Origin of the sequence: Luteimonas huabeiensis HB2, assembly GCF_000559025.1 — a bacterium.
Taxonomy (GTDB): domain Bacteria; phylum Pseudomonadota; class Gammaproteobacteria; order Xanthomonadales; family Xanthomonadaceae; genus Luteimonas; species Luteimonas huabeiensis.
Map to the genome: position 1 here is coordinate 84,234 of NZ_JAAN01000030.1, position 21,178 is coordinate 105,411.

Genomic DNA, 21,178 nt, shown 5'->3' on the forward strand with positions numbered 1-21,178 from the left:
TCTCCTGCCGCGCGCGGCAACGGGAACCGGGTCAGTCGAAGCGATAGGTGGCCGTCAGCATCCAGGAACGGCCCGGCGAGACCACCGCGAACAACCCGACGTGCGAGGCGTCGTACATTTCCTCGTCGGAGATGTTGTTGACGTTGAGTTGCAGCGAGAAGTCCCGGGTGACGTCGTAGCGCGCCATCGCGTCGTAACGGACCCAGCCGGGCAGCACCAGGGTGTTGGCGTCGTTGGCGTAGCGGTCACCCTGCCAGGTCGCGCCGCCGCCGACGGTCAGCGCCGGCAGGAGCTGGTAGGTCGTCCACACGCTGCCGCTCTGGCGGGCGATGAACTTCATCTGCAGCCCGTCGAACACGTTGTTGCCGCTGCGGTAGGCGATGACCTCGGGGTCCATCCAGGTGTAGCCGGCCCAGAGGTTCCAGCGGTCGGTGATCGCGCCGGCCGCGCCCAGCTCCACGCCGCGCACGCGGTTGTTGCCGTCGAGGGTGACGTCGCCGGTCAGCGGGTCCGTCGAACGCGCGTCGGTCTTCTCGGTCTGGAACAGCGCGCCGGTCAGCGACAGCCTGTTGCCGAGCAGGTCCCACTTGGTCCCCAGTTCCCAGCTGCGGCTCTTCTCCGGATCGACGTCGCGGATCTGCGCGCCGCCGCCGACGCCGTCGGCGCCGCCGCCCTGCCCCAGGTTCTCGCCGGCGGGGTTGGACGAGGTGGAGTACGACAGGTAGAGGCTGCCGTTCGACGCCGGCTTGTAGATCAGGCCGGCCTGCCAGTTCCAGAAGGCGTCCTTCCGGTAGTCGGACGTGTCCTCCACTTCGAAGATGTCGCGCCGCGCGCCCGCGTTGACCAGGAAGCGTTCGCTGATCTGCGCGGTCTCGATGAAGTACAGCGAGCGCGTCCTGACCTGTCCGGCGGCCGTGCGGTCGCCGTAGACGATCCGGTGGTCGTACGCGCGGTGGGGGTCGGGGTCGTAGAGCGAGTCGATGTCGGTGGCGGGCGCGCCGCTCATGCTGCGGTTGTAGATGCGCTCCCGGCCGACCTCCAGGCCGACGCTGTAGCTGTGCTCCACGCTGCCGGTCGCGAAGCGGCCGTAGAGGTCGGTCTGGTTGATCAGCGAATCGGTCGCGCGCCAGCGCGGCCGGCTCGCGCGCGAGAACTGCGCGTCCGGCCCTTCGTCCGAGCACGGCGGCCCCGAGCCGGCCGTGCAGTTGTCGAAGGTCGGGCGCGACATCAGGTAGTGGTTGAGCGTATCGACGTGGCGCCAGACGTTGCGCAGGGAGAGGCTGTCGGAGAAATCGTGCTCGAACAGGATCGTCGAGGTCTTGAGTTCGTTCTCGCGGAAATCGGCGTTGAGCCGGCCGTAGAACTTGTTCCGGTCCAGCTTCGGCGGCGTCGTGCGCTCGGGGCGGGCGGCGTTGCTGAAGGGAATGCCCAGATCGGGCATGTCGTCGTTTTGCACGTGCGAGTACTGCAGCACCAGGCGGGTGGCGGTCTCCAGCCCGAAGGCGAGCGACGGCGCGACGCCCCAGCGGTCCACGGTGACGCCGTCGCGCCCGGGCACTTCGCCGCCCATCTTCATCAGGTTCAGCCGCAGCGCGCCGTTGCGCGAGACGGGCAGGTTGCCGTCCGCGGTCGCCCGCCACTGGCCGTCGCTGCCGTAGCCGGCGGACACGTCCGCGAACGTGTCCAGGCGCGGACGCTTGGTCTGCAGGTTGATGCTGCCGCCGGTGCCGCCGCGGCCGGTGAACGCCGAACTGGCGCCCTTGATGATCTCGATCGATTCGAGGTTGAAGATGTCGTGGGAGCCGCGCGCGTAGTCGCGCACGCCGTCGATGAAGATGTCGGTGCTGGCCTCGTAGCCGCGCACGAACGGGCGATCGCCCACCGGCGTGCCGCCCTCGCCGGCGCCCAGGGTGATGCCGGGCGTGGTGCGCAGCACGTCCTGCAGCGACATCGCGCCGCGTTCGCGCATCAGGCCCTCGTCGAGAGTGGTGACGGTGCGCGGGGTGTTCACCGGGGGCGCGGTGAACTTGGGGTTCTCGCCGATCCAGTGGCCCACGACCTCGACCGTATCGAGATCGACCGCGCGCTCCGCCTCCTGCGCATGGACGGGCGCCAGGCCCAGCGCGCCGCCGATGGCGGCGCCGGCGAGCGCGGTCCTGCGGAACGCGGAACGGAAGGTTTCGGGCGGCAGCAGGGCGGCGGGCTGCAGAGCGCCATCCGCCTCGACATGACGGTGCGTCATCGGGACTCGATCCTCAGGGTGATTGACGGACGCATGCGGCTGGGCGCGACCGGACGTTCGCGCCGTGGCGGAGGGCCCGGAACGGCCGGGCCGGAATGCGATGTGCGGAGGAGACTAGCGAGCGGCCCGTCGAATTTTCATCGAACTGAGAATTCTGATAAGAATGGGAACGATGCTCATTGATCCAGCGTCGCGGCTGTGGAAGGCTGTCCGCCGCCGCACGCACCGTCGCCGGCCCGGCTCCCGAACGGACAGGACCCCATGCGCCGCGACCCACCGCTTCCCTACACGGTATTGATCGTCGAGGACGAACCGACCATCGCCGACAACGTGGCGCTCGTGCTGGAGAGCGAGGGGCTCACGCCGGACATCGCCGGCGACGGCCGGACCGCGCTGCGGCGGCTGGAGGAGGACGCCTACGACCTGGTCGTGCTCGACATCGGCCTGCCCGGCATGGACGGGCTGCGCCTGCTCGAGCGGATGCGCAACGATCTGCAGCTGGCCACGCCGGTGCTGATGCTCACCGCGCGCGCCGCCCTGGAGGACAAGCGGCAGGGCTTCTCCGGCGGTGCGGACGACTACCTCACCAAGCCGTTCGCGATGGACGAGCTGCTGATGCGGGCCAAGGCCCTGATCCGCAGGTCGAAGCAACTGGCCGATACCGCGCACGCGCTGGAATTCGGCCCCCTGCGCTACGTGCCCGCCGACCAGCGCGCGACCGTCGCCGGGCAGGAAGTGAAGCTGCCGCGCAAGAGCATGCTGATCCTGGAGATGCTGATGCGCTACTCCGGGCGGGTGGTGCCCCGGCAGAAGCTGGAAGAGTACCTGTGGCACGGCGAGCCGCCGTCGCCGGAGGCGCTGCGCGGCCAGGTGCACCTGCTGCGCAAGACGCTGCACGCCCATGGCTTCGACGGCATCGACACCGTCCACGGCGTGGGCTGGCGACTGATCGCGGCGCGCTCCGGATGAAGCGCGGCAGGTCGATCGCCTGGCGCATCCGCTTCGCGCTGACCTCGCTGACCAGCGTGGCGCTGCTGCTGGCGGGACTGCTGGCCTTCTACACCTACCACCGGATGGAAACCGCCATGGTCGGCGACCTGGTGCGCGGCGAGGCCGAGCGCCTCAACGCCAGGCTGGCCGACGTCGGCGACCGCTGGGAACAGCCGTTCGAGCGCGAGTACGGCCCGGCGCTGTTCGTCTGGGGCGAATCCGACCGCGTGCGGGCGCCGAACATGCCCGCGCAGCTGCGCGAACTGTCCCTGGGCATGCACGCGATCGAGCGTCCCGGCGGGGACTGGCACGTCCTCGTTTCGGCCGCCCGGGACGGGCGCACCTACGTGCTCTACGACACCACGCTGCTGGATCGCCAGCAGTGGAGGTTCGCCATCGCGCTGGCGGCCATCGTGGCCGCGTTCTCGCTGCTGGCGTTGCTGGTCAGCGGCAGGGTGGCGCGCTGGCTGGTGACCCCGATCAACGCGATGACCGACCGCCTGGCGCGCTGGGCGCCCGGCGGCGGCGTGGACGACATCGACGACGCGGACGAGGCCGCTCGCCTGCTGGAAGTGTTCAACCGCGTCCAGGACCAGGTGGACTCGGCCATCGCCGACCAGAAGGAGTTCTCGGCCAACCTGCACCACGAGATCAGGACCCCGCTGGCGATCATCCGGAGCGACGCGGAGGTGATGGCCAGGCACCGCGCGATGACGCCGGAGGACGCCGCGTCCCGGCTGCGCCGCATCGTCGCCGCGGTGGGCGAGATCGGCCAGTCGCTCGAAAGCACCTACAGCCTCGCCCACGCCAGGGCCGACGACGTGGATCCGGCGCAGGAGGAAACGCTCAGCCGGCCGGCCCTGCTGACCGTGGTCCGCAACGTCATCCGCAACGCGGCGATGCACGCCGCTCCGGCGACGCTGACCGTCGCCTCCATCCCCGGCGGCTTGCGCTTCACCGATACCGGGCCGGGCATCGCGCAGGCGCAGCTGCCGCACGTCTTCGACCGCTACTTCAGCGGCCGCCGCCGGGACCTGCCCCCCGAAGCCCGGGACGCCGGCCTGCACCGGCCGGGGCTGGGGCTGGCGATCGCCAAGCGCGTCTGCGCGATCCAGTCCTGGTCGCTGGACGTGGAGTCGCCGGTGGCCGGCGGCCGGGGCACCCGCTTCGTATTGCGCTTCCGCGACTGAGGACCGGCCGGCAGGCGGCCGCGCCGCCGGACGAGGGTCCGCCCAGGCCAATCCGTATTGATAATTATTCGCATTAAAATTATCGTTAAGAGACGGTTCCGCCGGGACCGCCCTCCAGACGCCACGTTCTCTTTCGCCGGTCCGGCGCCGGCCGCGAACCTCTCCGGACACACCCCATGCCGTCGATCCCCACCCCCTCGCCCCGCCGCTCCTCCCGCCGCCTGGCCCCGCTCGCGGGCGCGATCGGCCTGGCCCTGTGCTGCAGCGCGCTGGCCGACGACGCCGTCGAGCCCGATGCCCGGGAGCTGGAAACCGTCGTCGTCACCGCGACCGGCGTCCAGCAGTGGATCAAGGACGCGCCGGCGAGCATCAGCGTCATCACCCGCGAGGAGATCGAGCGCAAGCCGGTCAGCAGCATCGGCCAGTTGCTGAGCACCGTCCCCGGCGTGACCGGCGGCTACGCGCTGTCGGGCGCGCAGTCCAAGATCCGCCTGCGCGGCCTGCCCGAGCAGTACACGCTGATCCTGATCGACGGGCGCCGCCAGGGCAATTCCTCCGGCGTGAACTACCGCGACGACCTCGGCCCGCAGGATCTGAACTGGTTGTCTGCCGACATGATCGAGCGCATCGAGGTGGTCCGCGGCCCGATGTCGTCGCTGTACGGCTCCGACGCGATGGGCGGCGTGATCAACATCATCACCCGCAAGATCGCCCCCGAATGGCGCGGCTCGGCGACCTACAACTACAGCCGCCCGGACGCCTCCGACCGTGGCGACACCTTCCAGATCGGCGCGCAGTTCAGCGGCCCGCTGACCGACGCGCTCGGGCTGCGCGTGGGCGCCAGCCTGACCGACCGCGCCTCCGACACCGGCGCCGGCAAGACGCCCGGCAACCAGGCCGAGAACCTCAATGCGCTGCTCCACTGGCGGATCGGCGACGACCACACGCTCGGCCTGGAAGCCTCGCGCGGCGTCCAGCGCGCCAGCGGCGCGGGCGAGGTCGCGGCCTGGGGCCTGTCCAAGCTGGTGCACCGCGGCTACGTCGCCACCCACGACGGCCGCTACGGCGACGCCGCCACCTCCAAGACCACGCTGGCGCAGAACGAGTACGAGGACGAAGGCAGCGACGTGGGCACCTGGTCCAAGGAAACGGTCCTGGACGCGGTGTTCAACACCGGCTTCGACTGGGGCGTCGCGCACGCGCTCAACGTCGGCGGACAATGGAAGCGCGAGCAGCTGCGCAACCCGTCCACGATCGGCACGGTCCCGGTGACCTGGGCCGGCAGCGGCCGCATCGCCCCGGAGAACGAGGCCGATGCCTGGGCGCTGTTCGCCGAGGATCACCTCTCGCTGCACGACGCCTTCACCCTGACCCTGGGCCTGCGCTGGGACAACACCGAGAACTACGACGACAACCTGAGCCCGCGCGTCTACGGCGTCTGGCACCCGAGCGCCGACTGGACCGTGCGCGGCGGCGTGTCGCGCGGCTTCCGCGCGCCCAACCTCAAGCAGGGCACCGCCGGCGCCGCCACCCAGTCGCGCGGCAACGGTTGCAGCAGCCTGGTCGTGGAAGGCTGGACCAACCGGTCGGTGAACGCCGACGGCTCGACCGGCTGCTACATGGCCGGCAATCCGGACCTGGAGCCGGAGACCAGCACCAACTACGAGATCGGTGCCGGCTTCGACCGCAACGGCTGGTCGGTGGCCGCCACCTACTTCCACACCGATTTCGACGACAAGATCGAGCAGGCGCCGCTGCGCGACCTGCCCGGCTTCGATTCCAGCTTCGTCAACGGCTACTGGTGGACGGTGGCGCAGAACATCGAGCAAGCGCGCACCCGCGGCATCGAGGCCAGCCTGGTCGTGCCGCTGCACGAGCGCCTGACCTGGACGGTCAATGCCACCCGGATGCTGGAATCGAAGAACCGCAGCACCGGCGCCAACCTGCTGGTGGTGCCGAAGATCACCGCCAACGCCTCGCTGGACTGGCGCGTCAGCGACGCCTGGTCGCTGAACCTGAGCGCGCAGCACATCGGCGAGCAACTGGTCGCCACGGAGGCCGGCAGCCGTTCCGGGCCGACCTTCGCCAAGGCCTACACCACCTGGGACCTGGCGACCGGCTTCGACGTCAACCGCCACCTGACCCTGCGCGCCGGCGTGCGCAACCTGACCGACGAGTCGACCCTGGAGGAAGGCAACAACTACGACGGCGGCGCGCGCACCTATTTCGTGGGCCTGACCGCGCGCTACTGACGCCGCCCGGGCCGGACGCGGCGGCGCACCCGCCCGTCCGACCAGCCGGCCCGGAAGTTATTGATAACCATTCGCAGCAAACCTATCATTCGGCGGGCCGCCCGGCCCCGCCCCTCCCGCTTCCTGCGCCCGTCCGAGCCGTTGCCGGACGCGCCCGGCACACGCCTGGACATCCCCATGCCCCGTTCCCGCCCCCGCGTTTGCATCCTGTCCACCGCCGTCGCGCTGACGCTCGCATGGCCGGCCGCGGCGCAGACCGCCGGCGAGGACGGGCAGGATCCGGTCGAGTTCGACGCCGTCCGCGTCACCGCCGAACAGATCGCCCGCCAGGCGCTGGGATCCTCGGTGGTGCTCGCCGAGGACATCGAGCGGCAGCCGCCGCGCAACGACATCTCCGAACTGCTGCGCACGCTGCCGGGCGTCAACCTGACCGGCAACTCGACCAGCGGCCAGCGCGGCAACAACCGCCAGATCGACATCCGCGGCATGGGGCCCGAGAACACCCTGATCCTGATCGACGGCAAGCCGGTGTCCAGCCGCAACTCGGTGCGCTACGGCTGGCGCGGCGAGCGCGACAGCCGCGGCGACACCAACTGGGTGCCGGCCGAGCAGATCGAGCGCATCGAGGTGCTGCGCGGCCCGGCGGCGGCGCGCTACGGCAACGGCGCCGCCGGCGGCGTGGTCAACATCGTCACCCGGCTGCCGACCGAGACCTTCAGCGGCTCGCTGAACCTCTACGGACAGGTGCCGCAGCACCGCGTCGACGGCGGCAGCCAGCGCGCCGGCGTGCAGATGAGCGGGCCGCTGGGCGAGCGGCTGTCGTTCCGCCTCGCCGCCAACCTGTCCAAGGCCGATTCCGACGACTTCGACATCAACAAGGACCACGCCTCGCGCCGCAGCGGCACCAACGCCGGCACCTTCCCGGCCGGCCGCGAAGGCGTGCGCAACCGCAACCTCGACGGCACGCTGTACTGGGAACTCACCCCCGACCACCGCATCGACCTGGGCGCCGGCTTCTCGCGCCAGGGCAACATCTACGCCGGCGACACCCAGAACACCAACCGCAATCCCGAGGTGCTGGAACGGATCGGCACCGAGACCAACCGCCTCTACCGCCAGACCTACGACATCGCCCATCGCGGCCGCTACGGCGACGACACCACGTCGCTGAGCTACGTGGCGCTGGAGCGCACCCGCAACGTCCGCCTGCTGGAGGGCCTGGCCGGCGGCACCGAGGGCATCTTCATCGTCGACGGCGGATTCGGCGACATCGACCTGCGCAACCTGACCGTGCACGGCGAGGTCAGCCGCACCGTCGCCGGCGACCGTGCCGACCACGTGCTGACGTTCGGGGTCGAAGGCGTGGACAGCCGCATCGAGGACAACGCCTCCGCGCTCAAGGATCGCAACCCGCAGCCCAACGTCCCGCCGCCGCCCGTGGCCTGGGAAGGCACCGCGAAGGCGCGCATCCTGTCGGCCTTCGCCGAGGACAACATCTACCTGGGCGAGCGCTGGACGCTGACCCCCGGCCTGCGCTTCGACCACCACGACCGCTACGGCAACAACTGGAGCCCGGCCCTCAACGCCTCGTTCCAGCTCGCCCCGGACTGGACGCTCAAGGCCGGCATCGCGCGCGCCTACAAGGCGCCCAACCTGTATCAGGGCAACGCGGGCTACGCGCTGTTCAGCGCCGGCATCGGCTGCTGGGGCGGCGGCGGCCCGTGCTTCCTGGTCGGCAACCCGGACCTGGACGCCGAAACCAGCGTCAACCAGGAGCTGGGCATCGAATACGCCCGCCGCGACGTGCAGGCGACCCTGACCTGGTTCCGCAACGACTACCGCGACAAGGTCGAGGCCGGGCACGCCGTCGTCGCAACGGTGACCAATCCGGTCAACGGCGCCGTCGTCGACGTCTTCCGCTGGGAAAACGTGCCGAAGGCGGTGGTCGAGGGCATCGAGGGCAACCTCAGGCTGCCGCTGGCCGACGGCATCGCCTGGAGCACCAACTTCACCTACATGCTCGAGTCCGAGAACAAGACCACGGGCGAGTACCTGTCCACGATCCCGCGCTACACCATCAACACCCTGCTCGACTGGCAGGCGAGCGAGCGCCTCTCGGTGCTGGCCAAGGGCACCTTCTACGGCGAGCAGAAGCCGCAGAAGTTCGACTACCAGGGCCTGCCGGCGACCGGCAGCGCCGCCGACCGCATGCCGGCCTACGCGCTGCTGGGCCTGAGCCTGCGCTACCGCATCACCGACACGGTCAACGTGGTGACCGGCGTCGACAACCTGCTCGACAAGCGGATCTTCCGCCGCGGCAACGCCTCCGGCGTGAACATCGGCACCCCCAACGAGATCCAGGGCGCCGGCGCCTACACCTACAACGAGCCGGGACGCGCCTGGTTCGTTGGTGTCAATATCGGTTTCTGACCTGCATGTCCGCGAAACCGCAATGACCCAGCCCCTCGCCCCCCGGGCCGTCGCCGTGGCCGTGGCCACGGGACTGCTGACCGCCGGCTGCCTGGCCGTGCCCATGCCGGCGGCCGCGCAGCAGCGCAACCCGCAGCAGACCATCGGCGAGACCGTGGCCGATCGCGCCTCGGCGCACTACGCGTTCGAGCGCTTCACCGTGTCCAGCGCCGATCGCAGCCGCACCTGGCGGGTCCAGCTCGCGGTGCCGAAATCGGCGCCGCCGCCGGGCGGCTTCCCGGCGTTCTGGATGCTCGACGGCAACGCCGCGCTGATCGAGTTCGACGACGCGCTGCTGGCCGAGCTGGCCGCGCAGCCGGAGCCGCACGTGCTGGTGTTCGTCGGCTACGACAACGACCTGCGCATCGACTCGGCCGCGCGCACCCGCGACTACACGCCGGTCGAGGGCGAGCGGCCGATGCGCGACGGCACCACCCTCGTGGGCGGCGGCGGCGCCGACGCGCTGCTGGAGACGATCGAACGCCAGATCCGCCCCGAGCTGCGCGAGCGCGTGGCCATCGATCCGGCGCGGCAGGCGCTGTGGGGCCACTCGCTGGCCGGCCTGTTCGCGCTGCACACGCTGTACACGCGCCCCGGCGCGTTCGCCGCCTACGCCGCGGGCAGCCCGTCCCTGTGGTGGGGCGACGGCGCGCTGCTGGACGCGCCCGAGCGGCGCTTCGCGGCCCACAATGCCGGGCGCCGCGTGCGCGTGCTGCTGAGCCTGGGCGGCGGCGAGCGCGCGCGCAGCGTCGATCACCGCGACCTGTCCGACCCGCGGGTGCGGGTGCACCTGCGCCGGATCGAGGCGGCGCCGCCGGATTCCGCCGAGCGGCTGGCCGAACGGCTGTCGCGGGTCGAGGGCGTCGAGGTCGAGTACCGCGAGTTCCCCGGCCTGACCCACGGCCCGATGTTCCGCGCCTCGCTGATGTGGGCGCTGCACGCGATCGCCGGCGTCGCCGATCGCAGCGGCACGCCCAGCCCCGCCGGCGACCTGGGCCCGGCGCGATGAGCCTGCCGCGACGGCACCCGGCGCCGGCATCGGTGCCGCCCATCCGCGGCGCCCGCATCGCCGATGCGCCGCGCGCGGCCCCCACGCTTTCCCGGCGGCGGCCACGCCTTCGCCGGCATTCCCTTCCGGGCCATTCCGGCTCCGGTGTTCACTTCGCAAGGAGTCCGCAATGAAGAGGTCGCGTTCCATCCCCACCCGGCTGCGCATCGGCGCGCTCGGCCTGGCCCTGTCGCTGGCCGCCGGCTTCGCCGGCGCGCAGGTGTTCGGCCCCGCCGACACCGATTTCAAGGGCAGCGTGCGCGCCGCCACCCCGGTGGTGCTGCCGGGCAGCGAGATCGAGATCGGCGGCACCGGCTTCAAGCCCGGCCAGGCGATCACCCTGCTGCGCGGCGAGACCGCGCTCAACGCCGAGCCCTACGTGGCCGACGCGGACGGGCGTTTCTCCGCCAAGCTGCGGATCCCCGCCGATGCGGTCGCCGGCCGTCACCCGGTCGTCGTGCGCGTCGCCAACCCGGATGCCGCCGCCGTGTTCGACCTGAAGATCTCCAAGGAGGTGCCGCTGTCGGGCCAGGACCGCTTCGACGTGGCCAGCCACAAGCTGGTCCAGGGCCTGTACCAGTCCGCCTACAGCGCCGCGAGCGACGCGCTGTTCGTCACCGCCGCGGTCGGCCGCCCGCCGGTCACCCGCTCCGAGCTGCTGAAGGTCGACCCGGAGACGCTGGAGATCGTCGCCCGCGTGACCCCGGCCCAGGTGCCGGGCCACGACGACGGCCGCGTGTTCGCCGTCTACGGCGTGGGCGTGGACGACGTCAACGGCAACGTCTGGGTCACCAACACCCGCGACAACACCGCCGCGGTCTACCGCCAGTCCGACCTGTCGCTGGTGCGCCAGTTCGAGCCGGGCACGGTGCCGCACGCGCGCGACGTGCTGGTCGACACCCGCGACGGGCGCGTCTACGCCTCGGCGACCGGCGAGAACACCCTGACCGTGTTCGACGCCCGCACCCTCGAGGTGCTGGAGCCGGTGACGATCGAGTCCACCGTGCGCGGCGAAAAGTTCGGGCCGATGAGCCTCGACCTGGATCCGGCCACCGGCAAGGTCTACACCGTCAGCATGTCCACCGGCGAGGCCGCGATCATCGACGGCGCCTCCGGCCGGGTCGAGCGCGTGTTCGCCCTGCCCAACGCCGCCGGCGCCTCCGGCATCGCCTACGACCCGCGCGGCAAGCGCCTGTACGTGGCCTCCCAGGGCAGCGACAACCTGCTGATCGTCGATGCCGACAGCGGCGACGTGCTGCACGACGTCTACGTCGGCGCCGGCGCGCTCAACGTCGCCTTCGACCCGGTCTCCGGGCTGGCCTTCGTGCCCAGCCGCGGCGCCGGCACGATCACCGCGGTCGACGGCGACGGGCGGATCGTGGCCAACCTGGACGGCGGCACGTTCCCCAACCACGTGACCGCCGACGGCCGCGGCCACGTGTTCGCGGTGAACAAGTCGCGCGGCGCGGACGACCCGGCCGGCGACCACATCCGCCGGATCGCGCCCAAGGCCCGCTGACCCGCGGCACCGGCCCCGGGGAGCCCCCCGGGGCCCTGTTTCGGAACCCGTCCCCGCCGGCAGGACGCCCGTCCCGCCGGCGCTCGTTCGACGCCCTGGACCCGCCAGGGTCCCGGCGCGCGCTGCTCCGCCCGCGCCTGGCCGCCACGCGGCCTCGCCCTCTTCCCGGCCGCCCGCGCCCGTACGCAGCGCGATCGCGCCGGCGAGGAAGCAATCGTCGCCGCGGCCGGCCTATCATCGGCCGTCGATCCCGATCCGGAGCAGCTCCTATGCGTACGCGCCGCGACTTCCTCGCGACCGCCTCCCTCGCCGCCGCCGGCCTCGCGCTGGCCCCGCTGGCCGCCTGCAGCCAGGAGACCGCCGTCCCGGGGCCCGCGCCGGCAGGCCCCGCTCCCGCGCCGGCGGCGCCCGCCGCCGGCCCCCTGATCGCCCGCGCCATCCCCGCCACCGGCGAGCGGATCCCGGTGATCGGCGCCGGCACCTCCGGCAGCTACGAGACCGCGCTGGGCTCGGCCGAATACCAGACCCTCAAGGAGACCATCCGCGTGTTCTTCGAGGGCGGCGGCAGCCTGTTCGACACCTCGCCCAACTATTCCAACGCCGACGAGGTGCTCGGCGCGCTGCTGGACGAAGGCGGCTGGCGCGAGCGCTGCTTCCTGGCCACCAAGATCGCCGCCGACGATCGCGCGGCGATGGAAGCGCAGTGGGCCGAAAGCCAGCGCCGCCTGCGCACCGAGCGCGTGGAGCTGCTGCAGGTCCACAACCTGCGCGCCTGGCGGATCGCGCTGCCCTACGCGCGCGAGCTGAAGGAACAGGGCGCGACGAAGTACATCGGCCTGACCCACTACGTCGAGAGCGGGCATGCCGAACTGGAGCGGCTGATGCGCGCGGAGAAGCCGGACTTCATCCAGGTCAACTATTCGGTCAACGCCCCGCAGGCGGCGCGCTCGCTGCTGCCGGCGGCGCAGGACCTGGGCGTGGCGGTGCTGATCAACCGCGCCTTCGACGACGGCAAGCTGTTCGCGCAGGCGCGCGACAAGGCGCTGCCGGGCTGGGCGGCGGAACTGGGCATCGGGTCCTGGGCGCAGATGTTCCTGAAGTTCGCGATCAGCCACCCGGCGGTGACCGCGGTGATCCCGGCCACCGGCAAGCCCGACCGCCAGGCCGACAACCTCAAGGCCGGCACCGGCGAGTTGCTGAGCCGGGCGCAGCAGGACGAACTGATCGCCCTGTTCGCCTGAGCGGAGAGCGCCGATGGCCCGCAGCCCGCTCGACCGCATCGCCGCCGCCTTCGACGTCGAGCGCGAGGAGGCCGGCGCGGTCGCCGCCGGCTTCGCGATGTTCTTCCTGCTGTTCGCCGGCTACTTCATGCTGCGGCCGGTGCGCGAGACGATGGGCATCGCCGGCGGCGTGGACAACCTGCAGTGGCTGTTCACCGGCACCTTCCTCGCCACGCTGGCGGCGATGCCGCTGTTCGGCTGGATCGCCGGCCGCGTGCAGCGGCGGCGGATCCTGTACTGGGTCTACGGCTTCTTCGCCGGCAACCTGCTGGTCTTCGGCGCCTGCTTCCTGCTGCGGCCGGACGACGTGTGGATCGCGCGCACGTTCTATATCTGGCTGTCGGTATTCAACCTGATCGCGATCTCGGTGGCGTGGAGCGTGCTGGTCGACGTGTTCTCCGCCGCGCAAGGCAAGCGCCTGTTCGCGCTGATGGCCGCCGGCGCGAGCCTGGGCGGCCTGGTCGGGCCGCTGGCGGGCATCTTCCTGGTCGGGCCGATCGGCCATGCCGGGCTGGTCCTGCTCTCGGCCGCGCTGCTGCTGGGATCGGCGGCGATGGCCTGGACCATCCAGCGCTGGCGCGAGCGCCACCCGCTGGCGCCGGACGAGGCGCGGCAACGCAGGCAGCCGCTCGGCGGCCATCCCTTCGCCGGCGCCACCGAGGTGCTGCGCTCGCCTTACCTGCTGGGGATCGCGCTGTTCGTGCTGCTGCTGGCCAGCGTCAGCACCTTCCTCTACTTCGAGCAGGCGCGGCTGGTGGAGGCGGCCTATCCCGACCGCGCCGACCAGACCCGGGTGTTCGGCATCATCGATACCGTCGTGCAGACGCTGGCGATCCTGACCCAGCTCTTCGTCACCGGCCGCGTCGCCGGCCGCCTCGGCGTGGGCGTGCTGCTGGTGCTGGTGCCGCTGGTCGCCGCCGCGGGCTTCCTGTGGCTGGCCTTCGCCCCGACCTTCGCCGTGCTGGCGGTGGTGATGGTGGTGCGCCGCGCCGGCGAGTACGCCTTCGTGCGGCCCGGCCGCGAGATGCTGTATTCGGTGGTCGCCCCGGCGGCCAAGTACAAGGCCAAGAACTTCAACGACACCGTGGTCTACCGCGGCGCCGACGCGGTCAGCGGCTGGGTCAAGGCCGGCATCGACGCGATCGCCCAGCAGCCGACCCTGGCGATGCTGGTCGGCGCCGCCCTCGCGCTGGGCTGGACGGCCACCGGCGGCGCGCTGGCGCGCGCCCACGGCCGCGCCGGGGCATCGGAGTCCGCCGCCCGGCCGCCGCAGCCGGCGGCGTAGCGCTCGCGGCGACCGCCGGCATCCGCTCGCCGGTGGCCCCGTCGCACCGCGTGCGCCTGCGCGCGGCGATGGCCGCGAGGGACGGTCGCACTACCGACACGCCGGCGACCGCCGCCTCGTGGATAATGCGCGCCCCCGCGCCGTGCCCCCGACATGACCCCCACCGCCAAGGCCCATTGGCAGATCCACGCCTGCGTGCTGCTGTGGGGCTTCACCGCGATCCTCGGCAAGCTGATCGCCCTGCCGGCGCTGCCGCTGGTGTGGTGGCGGATGCTGCTGGTGGCCGCCACCCTCCTGCTGCTGCCGCGGATCCGGCGCGGCCTGCGCGCGCTGCCGCCCCGGCTGCTGGGCGCGTACGCCGGCATCGGCGTGCTGGTCGCGCTGCACTGGCTGACCTTCTACGGCGCGGTCAAGCTGGCCAACGCCTCGGTCGCGGCCACCTGCATGGCGCTGGCCACGGTGTTCGTGGCCCTGATCGAGCCGCGGCTGTCTCGCCGCCGCATCTCCTGGCGCGAACTGGCGCTCGGCGTGGCGGTGCTGCCGGGCGTGGCGCTGGTGGTGGGCGGGGTGCCGGCGCAGATGCGCATCGGGATCGCGGTCGGCGCGCTGTCGGCGCTGTTCGTGGCCCTGTTCGGCGCGCTCAACAAGCGTCTGGTCGAGCGCGCCGACCCGCTGACGGTGACCGCCATCGAACTGGGCGCCGGCGCCGGCGCGCTGACCCTGCTGTGGCCGCTGGTCGCCGTGCTGGTCCCGTCGCTGGCCGGCGGCTTCGCCCTGCCCGGCGCGCGCGACGCCGGCTACCTGCTGTTGCTGGCCTTCGGCTGCACGCTGCTGCCGTTCGCGCTGTCGCTGGCGGCGCTGCGGCACATGAGCGCGTTCTCGGCGCAGCTGGCGGTCAACCTGGAACCGGTGTACGCGATCGCCCTGGCGATCCTGCTGCTGGGCGAGCAGCGCGAACTGACCCCCGCCTTCTACGCCGGCGTGGCGATCATCATGGCCGCGGTGCTGGCGCACCCGCTGCTGTCGCGCCGCCGCGCGGCGCCGGCGCAACTGCACGCGGAGAACCTCGCCACGGGCGAGGCGCGCGACCTGATCGAACCGCGCCGGCGGGATTGATCCGCCGCCCTGGATGTGCCGGCCGCGCTGGACGAGACCGGGCCCCCGGACGGCAGCGAAACAGCGCACGGGACGCGCCCGGCGGCGACCGGAAGCCTGCGCCGGCGCATCGTGGCGAACGCGCCGGAACGCGACGGGGCGCCCGCAGGCGCCCCGTGCATCCGGCCAACGGCCAGGCTCAGCGCAGGCTGTAGCCCGAGACCCGCCAGACGCGGTCTTCGTCCAGCCGGAACGAGACCAGCTCGCGCACCGGCTCGGCGCTGTTGGCGAAGCGGGTCGGAAACGCCACGTTGAGGTAGAGCCCCTCGGGGACCTGGCCGCCGGCCTCGAACTGCGAGCGCGTGACCACCGCTGCCCCGCGTTCGCCGGGCGCGCCCAGGCGGTTGCGGTCGCGGTCGATCTCCTGCACGAAGGCGTCGCGCGGGATCAGGCGCTTGACCCGTTCGCTCGCCATGTCCCACACCTCGCCGGCGCGGTTGCTGTCGATCAGCTGCAGCACCTGCTGCGCGGCGCGGGTGATCTCGGCGTCCTGGCGGGCCAGTTGCTCGCGCTGCTCGGGAGTGATCTGCTGCTGCGCGGGCGCCTGCGCCGGCGCGGGCTGCGCCTGCGGCGCCGGCTGCTGCGCGAAGGCGCCGCCCGCCAGCAGGGCGATGGCGGCGCCCAGGGCGATGCGGTTCGAAGTCTTGTGCTGCCTCATGCTGCCTGCTTCCGCTGGGAAAGGGCGGTATCTATCTCACTCCGCGCCCCCGGCCGCAAGCCACGGCCGCTCGGGCGGCGGCGCCGTCCCGGCGACGAGGCAACGCCCCGCGCGCGGCGCGCCGCCCGGGGGCGGCCGTCTCAGAACGGGATGTCGTCGTCCGAGAAATCGTCCATCGCCGGCTGCGGCGGCTGCGCGGGCGCCTGCCGGCGCGGCGCGGCCGATTCCTGCCGCGGCGGGCGCGAGGACCGCTCGCCGCGCTCGTAGCCGCCACCGCCGCCACCGCCATCGCCGCGGCCGCCGAGCATTTGCATCTCGTCGGCGATAATGTCGGTGAAGTAGCGTTCCTGGCCGTCCTGGCCGGTGTACTTGTCGTAGCGGATCGAGCCCTCGACGTAGACCTGCGAGCCCTTGCGCAGGTACTCGCCGGCGATCTCGCCGAGCTTGCCGAAGAAGGTCACCCGGTGCCACTCGGTGCGTTCCTGGGTGTTGCCGTCGCGATCCTTGCGCACGCTGGTGGTGGCGAGGCTGATCTTGGTCACCGCCATGCCGCTCTGGGTGTACTTGGTTTCGGGATCGTTGCCGAGATTGCCGACCAGGATCACCTTGTTGATGCCGCGGGCCATGGGACCGTCCTCGCTGAATGAAGCTGCTGCCTGTGGGCGGGCAGTATACCGGCAAGCCCCCTCGCCCCGGCCGCCGCCGGCGCCCGCCGGGGCGTGGGAAAAGCCCGCGTCGCGATATCGGGCCTCGCCGGCCGGCGCCTATAATCTCCGATCCTCACACAAGCGTTCCCGATGGCCGACGCCGACCGCATGCCCCCCACCGACCTCGCCGCGATCCAGGCCCTGGCCGCCGAGGACATGGCCGCGGTCGATGCGCTGATCCGCCGCCGCCTGGCCTCCGAGGTCGTGCTGATCAACCAGGTGGCCGAGCACATCGTCTCCGCCGGCGGCAAGCGCCTGCGGCCGATGCTGGTGGTGCTGGCCGGCCGCGCCTGCGGGGCCGGCGGCCCGGTACACCATCAGCTCGCGGCGATCGTCGAGTTCATCCACACCTCCACCCTGCTGCACGACGACGTGGTGGACGAGTCCGACCTGCGCCGCGGGCGCAGCACCGCCAACGCGATCTGGGGCAACGCCGCCAGCGTGCTGGTGGGCGATTTCCTCTACTCGCGCAGCTTCCAGTTGATGGTCGAGCTGGACTCGATGGAGGTGATGCGGCTGCTGGCCGACACCACCAACCGCATCGCCGAGGGCGAGGTGCTGCAACTGCTGCACGTGCACAACCCCGACACCGACGAGGCCGCCTACCTGCGCGTGATCGAGCGCAAGACCGCGGTGCTGTTCGCCGCCGGCACCCGCCTGGGCGCGCTGGCCGCCGGCGCCGATGCCGAGGTCCAGCAGCGGCTGTACGACTTCGGCATGGAGCTGGGCTACGCCTTCCAGATCGCCGACGACGTGCTGGACTACGCCGCCGACGCGGCGGACCTGGGCAAGAACCTCGGCGACGACCTCGCCGAGGGCAAGGCCACGCTGCCGCTGATCCACGCCATCCGCCACGCCGACGCGGCCACCCGCGAGCGCCTGCGCGGCATCGTCGAGCGCGGCGACGCCGCCGCCATGCCCGAGGTGCTGGCCGCGATCCGCGCCACCGGCGGCCTGGAATACAGCCGCGAGCGCGCGCGCGCGCATGCCGAGGCGGCGCAGCGCGCGCTCGACGGCCTGCCCGCCAACCCGGCCCTGGACGCGCTGCGCGGGCTGGCGCGCTACGCGGTCGAACGCAGCCACTGATGGCCTTCCCCGCCGACGAGCGCGCGCGCCTGCTGGCGGTCCGCGGCGTCGGCCCGACGGTGGTCGCGCGCCTGGAGCAGCTCGGTTTCGACCGTCTCGCGGCATTGGCCCGCGCCGATGCCGACGACATCGTGCGGCAGGCCGCGGCGCTGCTCGGGTCGACCTGCTGGCGCAACAGCCCGCAGGCCCGCGCGGCCATCGAGGGCGCGATCCGCGCCGCGCGCGACCGGCGCTCGGCGCGCTGAGCGGCGCCAGGGCCACGCGCCCGCTGTCGCCGGCGCCGCGCAGGGCACCGCCCAGCGGTCGAGAGGCATCGGATTCGGCGCAGCGCCCCGCCGGGCGTGTCGAGCGCCGCCCGCCGCTCAGGCGATGCCGAGGCCCGGGATCGCGGCGATGGCGTCGGGGTCGAAGCCGCCCAGGCGGGCGAAGTGGCGACCGCGCTCGGCATAGTCGCGGTAAGGGCCGAAGCTGGGCGCGCCCGGCGAGAGCAGCAGCACCCCGCCGCCCGGGCCCAGCGCCGCGCGCGCCGCGGCCACGGCGGCCTCGAGGTCGGCGGCCTGGCGCAGCGCGAAGCCGCCCTCGGCCGCGGCCTCGCGCAGCGCCTCGAAGATGCGCGGGCCGTTCTGGCCCATGGTCGCCACCACGCCCGGCGGGTGCCGCCGCACGTAGTCGGCGAAAACGCCCCAGTCCAGGCCGCGATCGTGGCCGCCGACCAGGATCGCGGTGCGCGGGCCGGGATAGAGCTGCAGCGCGGCGATGCCGGCATGCGGGGTGGTGCTGATGGAATCGTTGACCCAGCGCAGGCCGTCGCGCTCGCCCAGCGCCTGCAGGCGGTGCGGCAGCGGCAGGAACCCGCGCGCGTGCGGCGCCAGCGCGGCGGCGTCCAGGCCGAAGGCATCCAGCGCGGTCAGCGCCGCGCACAGGTTGCCGCGGTTGTGCCGGCCGGGCAGCGGCAGGCCGGCGGTGTCGAGCACCGCCTCGTCGCCCCGGTACAGCGCGTCGCCGCGCAGGTGCCAGCCGTCGCCGCGGCCGTACCAGCGGACCTCGCTGTCGGGCAGGTCCAGCGCGGCCAGTCGCGGGTCCTCGGCGTTCAGCACCGCGATGCGCGGCCGCCCGGCGGTCAGCAGGGCCAGCTTGTCGGCGACGTAGCGGGCCTCGCTGCCGTGCCAGTCCAGATGCTCGGGGAACACGTTGGTGACCACCGCGATCCCGGGCCGCGTACCGGAGGCGGCGACGTCGCCGGTCTGGTAGCTCGACAGCTCGATCGCCCAGGCTTCGGCCTCGGCGTCCAGCAGTTCCAGCAGCGGCAGGCCGATGTTGCCCGCCAGCGCGGTGCGCACGCCGGCCGCGCGCAGCAGGTGCGCCAGCAGCGCGGTGGTGGTGCTCTTGCCCTTGGTGCCGGTCACGCACAGCGTGCGCGCGTCCGGGCGCTCGGCGAACCACTGCGCGGTGCCGCCGACGAACACCGTGCCGTGGGCCGCGGCGGCGAGCGCCTCGGGCCGGTACGGGCTGATCCCGGGCGACTTCACCACCACGTCCAGCGCCGCGAGCGCCTCGGCGTCGGCGCCGGTGCGCGGGCGCAGCAGCGCATCGCCCAGCGCCGCGGCGTCGGCGGCCTCGCCTTCCGAGCAGAACAGGGTCAGCGGCAGCGAGGGCAGCCGCGCGCGGATCGCCCGCCACGCCGCGCGGCCCTCGCGGCCCCAGCCCCAGAGCCCGACCGCGCGGCCGTCAAGCTGCGAAATGCGCACGCAGCCGTTCCCACAGCGCCGGCGGCACCCGGTGCGCCGCATCGGGCACCAGCAGCGGTTCCAGCGCCAGCTCGCCGGCATCGAGCTGCGGGGCGATCTCGCGGGCGAAGCGCTGCACCACCGCGTCCTCGCGCCACTCCGGCCGCGCGGCCAGCGCCGCCATCGCCGCGCGCGATTCGCGGCCCTCGCCAACGCATTCGAACGGCTTGTGGTCGCGGTACTCCAGCAGCGCGTCGTAGCCGGGCACCTGCGCCGGGTCGTCGAGCAGGTTGCGGCCGAAGATCGTCACCAGCCGCGGCTTGGGCATGAACGGCGCCAGCGCCAGGAACACGAAATGGCACTTCGGGCAGACCCCGCACCAGCGGTTGGCCGGGCGCTCGCCGAGCAGGTGGAAGTTGCGGTTGCAGCTGGAGAAGTGGGCGTCGTAGCGGTCGCTCCTGGCGAACTGCCGCGCCACCGCCAGCTCCGACAGCGGCCGCAGCAGCGAGTAGTAGCGCAGGTCCGCGGCGACGCGGCGCTGCAGGTGCTCGCCGAAGGCGCGCTCGAAGGCCCAGCCCTTGGACCACTGGTGGTTCACCTCGCCGGTGCCCTCGATCAGGCTGCCGTAGCTGGCCGAGCGCTCGTTGGAGAACACCACCTGGTCCATGCCCAGCAGCACCGCGGCGAAGGCCAGGATCGCCGAATTGATCGCGGTCACCGGGATGTGGCCGTTCCAGGCGCCCTGGCGGTTGTACTCGAACAGTTCCGGCGCGAGCTGGCGCTGGATGTTGAGCGTGGGCAGGCCGGTGCGCTCGGCGCAGGCGCGGATGAGTTGCGAACCGCCGACCCAGGCCACCGTCTGCGCCACGCCGGCGGTGCGCAGCGCCTCGATCGAGACCAGCGAGTCCTTGCCGCCGCCGATCGCCACCAGCGCGTGTTCGCGCAGGCCCAGATATGCCCGGTCGCCAGCGGCGGCCGCCTCGGATTCCCTTCTCCCGCCTGCGGGAGACGAATCGGCCGGGACTGCCGATTCGGACGGCGAAGCCGTCCGCAGGGGGAGCGCCAGGGACGGCGCGACTCCAGGTGCCCGAAGGGCGGATGAGGGCGAAGCGCCAGCCGCCGGCTCGCCCTCACCCCAGCCCTCTCCCGCACGCGGGAGGAGGGGCAGGTCATGCGCCGGGAAGCGGATGCGCCCGTGCAGGTCGAGGCCGTTGCGGTAGGCGAACTCGCCCAGGCCGTGGAGGTAGACGTCCTCCAGCAGCGCGGCGGTGTCGCCGTCGATGGCATAGCCCTCGATGCGGATCTCCTCCGGCACCGCGGCCTTGTAGTAGCTGACCCCGGCGATCAGGTGCAGCAGGCGCAGCGCCTGCACCGCGGCGGCTTCGCGCGCCGCGTCCAGCGCGAACGGGGCCCCGGGCACGGTCACCGTCTCCACCAGTTCCGGGCCGTCGTCGAAGGCGTAGACCAGCCGGGCCACGCCGGTGGCGGGGTCGAAGCCGCAATCGACGAAGCGGAAGGCGGCGATGGCATCGCGGTCAAACATGCGCACGGGGCTCCAGTCGGATCGGGG

Annotated in this window: 16 protein-coding genes and 1 pseudogene; 11 read left to right on the forward strand and 6 right to left on the reverse strand. The window is 72.6% G+C overall.

Features of this window, described 5'->3' with window-relative positions; all coding sequences use genetic code 11:
- Positions 1 to 31 precede the first annotated feature (31 nt).
- Positions 32 to 2,242 (reverse strand): TonB-dependent receptor, encoded by a 2,211-nt coding sequence (locus Z164_RS0112055; RefSeq protein ID WP_024890939.1) that lies wholly within the window; start codon positions 2,240 to 2,242, stop codon positions 32 to 34.
- 261 nt (positions 2,243 to 2,503) lie between these two features.
- Between Z164_RS0112055 and Z164_RS0112060 the strand changes: the two genes are divergently transcribed.
- The 9 genes from Z164_RS0112060 (at position 2,504) to Z164_RS0112100 (ending at position 15,391) form a co-directional block, all read left to right on the forward strand.
- Complete coding sequence (locus tag Z164_RS0112060; RefSeq protein WP_024890940.1) at positions 2,504 to 3,211, forward strand: response regulator transcription factor; 708 nt, start codon at positions 2,504 to 2,506, stop codon at positions 3,209 to 3,211.
- The gene (locus Z164_RS0112065) at positions 3,208 to 4,422 is read left to right on the forward strand and encodes a sensor histidine kinase (protein WP_024890941.1); all 1,215 of its coding nucleotides are present in this window, start codon (positions 3,208 to 3,210) and stop codon (positions 4,420 to 4,422) included. Before Z164_RS0112060 ends, Z164_RS0112065 begins: the two co-directional genes overlap by 4 nt.
- Positions 4,423 to 4,598: 176 nt before the next feature.
- Positions 4,599 to 6,674, forward strand: coding sequence for a TonB-dependent receptor domain-containing protein (locus tag Z164_RS0112070; protein WP_024890942.1), 2,076 nt, complete (start codon positions 4,599 to 4,601; stop codon positions 6,672 to 6,674).
- 177 nt (positions 6,675 to 6,851) lie between these two features.
- Entirely contained in the window at positions 6,852 to 9,104 is a 2,253-nt protein-coding gene (locus tag Z164_RS0112075) for a TonB-dependent siderophore receptor (protein ID WP_024890943.1), read from the forward strand.
- 22 nt (positions 9,105 to 9,126) lie between these two features.
- On the forward strand, positions 9,127 to 10,152 hold the full coding sequence (locus tag Z164_RS0112080) for an alpha/beta hydrolase (RefSeq protein WP_024890944.1): 1,026 nt from the start codon (positions 9,127 to 9,129) through the stop codon (positions 10,150 to 10,152).
- Positions 10,153 to 10,321: 169 nt separating this feature from the next.
- The gene (locus Z164_RS0112085) at positions 10,322 to 11,710 is read left to right on the forward strand and encodes a YncE family protein (protein WP_024890945.1); all 1,389 of its coding nucleotides are present in this window, start codon (positions 10,322 to 10,324) and stop codon (positions 11,708 to 11,710) included.
- A 269-nt stretch (positions 11,711 to 11,979) separates the two neighbouring features.
- Positions 11,980 to 12,951, forward strand: a complete 972-nt coding sequence (locus Z164_RS0112090; RefSeq protein WP_024890946.1) for an aldo/keto reductase — start codon at positions 11,980 to 11,982, stop codon at positions 12,949 to 12,951.
- A 13-nt stretch (positions 12,952 to 12,964) separates the two neighbouring features.
- Entirely contained in the window at positions 12,965 to 14,275 is a 1,311-nt protein-coding gene (locus Z164_RS0112095; RefSeq protein ID WP_024890947.1) for an NTP/NDP exchange transporter, read from the forward strand.
- A 153-nt stretch (positions 14,276 to 14,428) separates the two neighbouring features.
- Positions 14,429 to 15,391, forward strand: a complete 963-nt coding sequence (locus tag Z164_RS0112100; RefSeq protein WP_024890948.1) for a DMT family transporter — start codon at positions 14,429 to 14,431, stop codon at positions 15,389 to 15,391.
- Between the two features lie 178 nt (positions 15,392 to 15,569).
- Here the strand turns inward: Z164_RS0112100 and Z164_RS20525 are convergent, their stop codons facing one another.
- Together Z164_RS20525 and ssb are read right to left on the reverse strand one after the other, a co-directional pair.
- Positions 15,570 to 16,088 carry a DUF4019 domain-containing protein gene (locus Z164_RS20525; protein ID WP_052338430.1) on the reverse strand — a complete coding sequence of 173 codons (519 nt, stop codon included), beginning with the start codon at positions 16,086 to 16,088 and terminating at the stop codon, positions 15,570 to 15,572.
- A gap of 140 nt (positions 16,089 to 16,228) precedes the next feature.
- Positions 16,229 to 16,714, reverse strand: coding sequence for a single-stranded DNA-binding protein (ssb, locus tag Z164_RS0112110; protein ID WP_024890949.1), 486 nt, complete (start codon positions 16,712 to 16,714; stop codon positions 16,229 to 16,231).
- 171 nt (positions 16,715 to 16,885) lie between these two features.
- Here ssb and Z164_RS0112115 point away from each other — a divergent pair, with 171 nt between their 5' ends.
- Both Z164_RS0112115 and Z164_RS0112120 read left to right on the forward strand, forming a co-directional pair.
- Positions 16,886 to 17,881, forward strand: coding sequence for a polyprenyl synthetase family protein (locus tag Z164_RS0112115; protein ID WP_024890950.1), 996 nt, complete (start codon positions 16,886 to 16,888; stop codon positions 17,879 to 17,881).
- Positions 17,881 to 18,126 (forward strand): hypothetical protein, encoded by a 246-nt coding sequence (locus tag Z164_RS0112120; RefSeq protein ID WP_024890951.1) that lies wholly within the window; start codon positions 17,881 to 17,883, stop codon positions 18,124 to 18,126. The genes Z164_RS0112115 and Z164_RS0112120 overlap by 1 nt, the downstream gene beginning before the upstream one ends.
- 117 nt (positions 18,127 to 18,243) lie before the next feature.
- Here the strand turns inward: Z164_RS0112120 and murD are convergent, their stop codons facing one another.
- The 3 genes and pseudogenes from murD to Z164_RS23770 form a co-directional block, all read right to left on the reverse strand.
- A complete protein-coding gene (gene murD / locus Z164_RS0112125) occupies positions 18,244 to 19,629 on the reverse strand; it encodes a UDP-N-acetylmuramoyl-L-alanine--D-glutamate ligase (RefSeq protein WP_024890952.1) in 1,386 nt (461 codons plus the stop codon).
- Entirely contained in the window at positions 19,610 to 20,809 is a 1,200-nt protein-coding gene (locus tag Z164_RS23625) for a MurL-like N-terminal domain-containing (protein ID WP_484496892.1), read from the reverse strand. Before Z164_RS23625 ends, murD begins: the two co-directional genes overlap by 20 nt.
- Positions 20,786 to 21,151, reverse strand: a pseudogene (locus Z164_RS23770) (MurL-like N-terminal domain-containing); the annotation flags it as partial. The gene Z164_RS23625 and the pseudogene Z164_RS23770, both read right to left, overlap by 24 nt.
- Between the last annotated feature and the right edge of the window lie 27 nt (positions 21,152 to 21,178).

What these genes read in the sequence shown, in the direction of transcription:
- Z164_RS0112100 (WP_024890948.1), top strand. Translation starts at nt 14,429, where the DNA reads ATGACCCCCACCGCCAAGGCCCATTGGCAGATCCACGCCTGCGTGCTG.
- Z164_RS0112055 (WP_024890939.1), bottom strand. Translation starts at nt 2,242, where the DNA reads ATGACGCACCGTCATGTCGAGGCGGATGGCGCTCTGCAGCCCGCCGCC.
- Z164_RS0112075 (WP_024890943.1), top strand. Translation starts at nt 6,852, where the DNA reads ATGCCCCGTTCCCGCCCCCGCGTTTGCATCCTGTCCACCGCCGTCGCG.
- Z164_RS0112060 (WP_024890940.1), top strand. Translation starts at nt 2,504, where the DNA reads ATGCGCCGCGACCCACCGCTTCCCTACACGGTATTGATCGTCGAGGAC.
- Z164_RS0112085 (WP_024890945.1), top strand. Translation starts at nt 10,322, where the DNA reads ATGAAGAGGTCGCGTTCCATCCCCACCCGGCTGCGCATCGGCGCGCTC.
- Z164_RS0112080 (WP_024890944.1), top strand. Translation starts at nt 9,127, where the DNA reads ATGACCCAGCCCCTCGCCCCCCGGGCCGTCGCCGTGGCCGTGGCCACG.
- Z164_RS20525 (WP_052338430.1), bottom strand. Translation starts at nt 16,088, where the DNA reads ATGAGGCAGCACAAGACTTCGAACCGCATCGCCCTGGGCGCCGCCATC.
- ssb (WP_024890949.1), bottom strand. Translation starts at nt 16,714, where the DNA reads ATGGCCCGCGGCATCAACAAGGTGATCCTGGTCGGCAATCTCGGCAAC.
- Z164_RS0112090 (WP_024890946.1), top strand. Translation starts at nt 11,980, where the DNA reads ATGCGTACGCGCCGCGACTTCCTCGCGACCGCCTCCCTCGCCGCCGCC.
- Z164_RS0112065 (WP_024890941.1), top strand. Translation starts at nt 3,208, where the DNA reads ATGAAGCGCGGCAGGTCGATCGCCTGGCGCATCCGCTTCGCGCTGACC.
- Z164_RS0112115 (WP_024890950.1), top strand. Translation starts at nt 16,886, where the DNA reads ATGGCCGACGCCGACCGCATGCCCCCCACCGACCTCGCCGCGATCCAG.
- Z164_RS0112095 (WP_024890947.1), top strand. Translation starts at nt 12,965, where the DNA reads ATGGCCCGCAGCCCGCTCGACCGCATCGCCGCCGCCTTCGACGTCGAG.
- Z164_RS0112120 (WP_024890951.1), top strand. Translation starts at nt 17,881, where the DNA reads ATGGCCTTCCCCGCCGACGAGCGCGCGCGCCTGCTGGCGGTCCGCGGC.
- Z164_RS0112070 (WP_024890942.1), top strand. Translation starts at nt 4,599, where the DNA reads ATGCCGTCGATCCCCACCCCCTCGCCCCGCCGCTCCTCCCGCCGCCTG.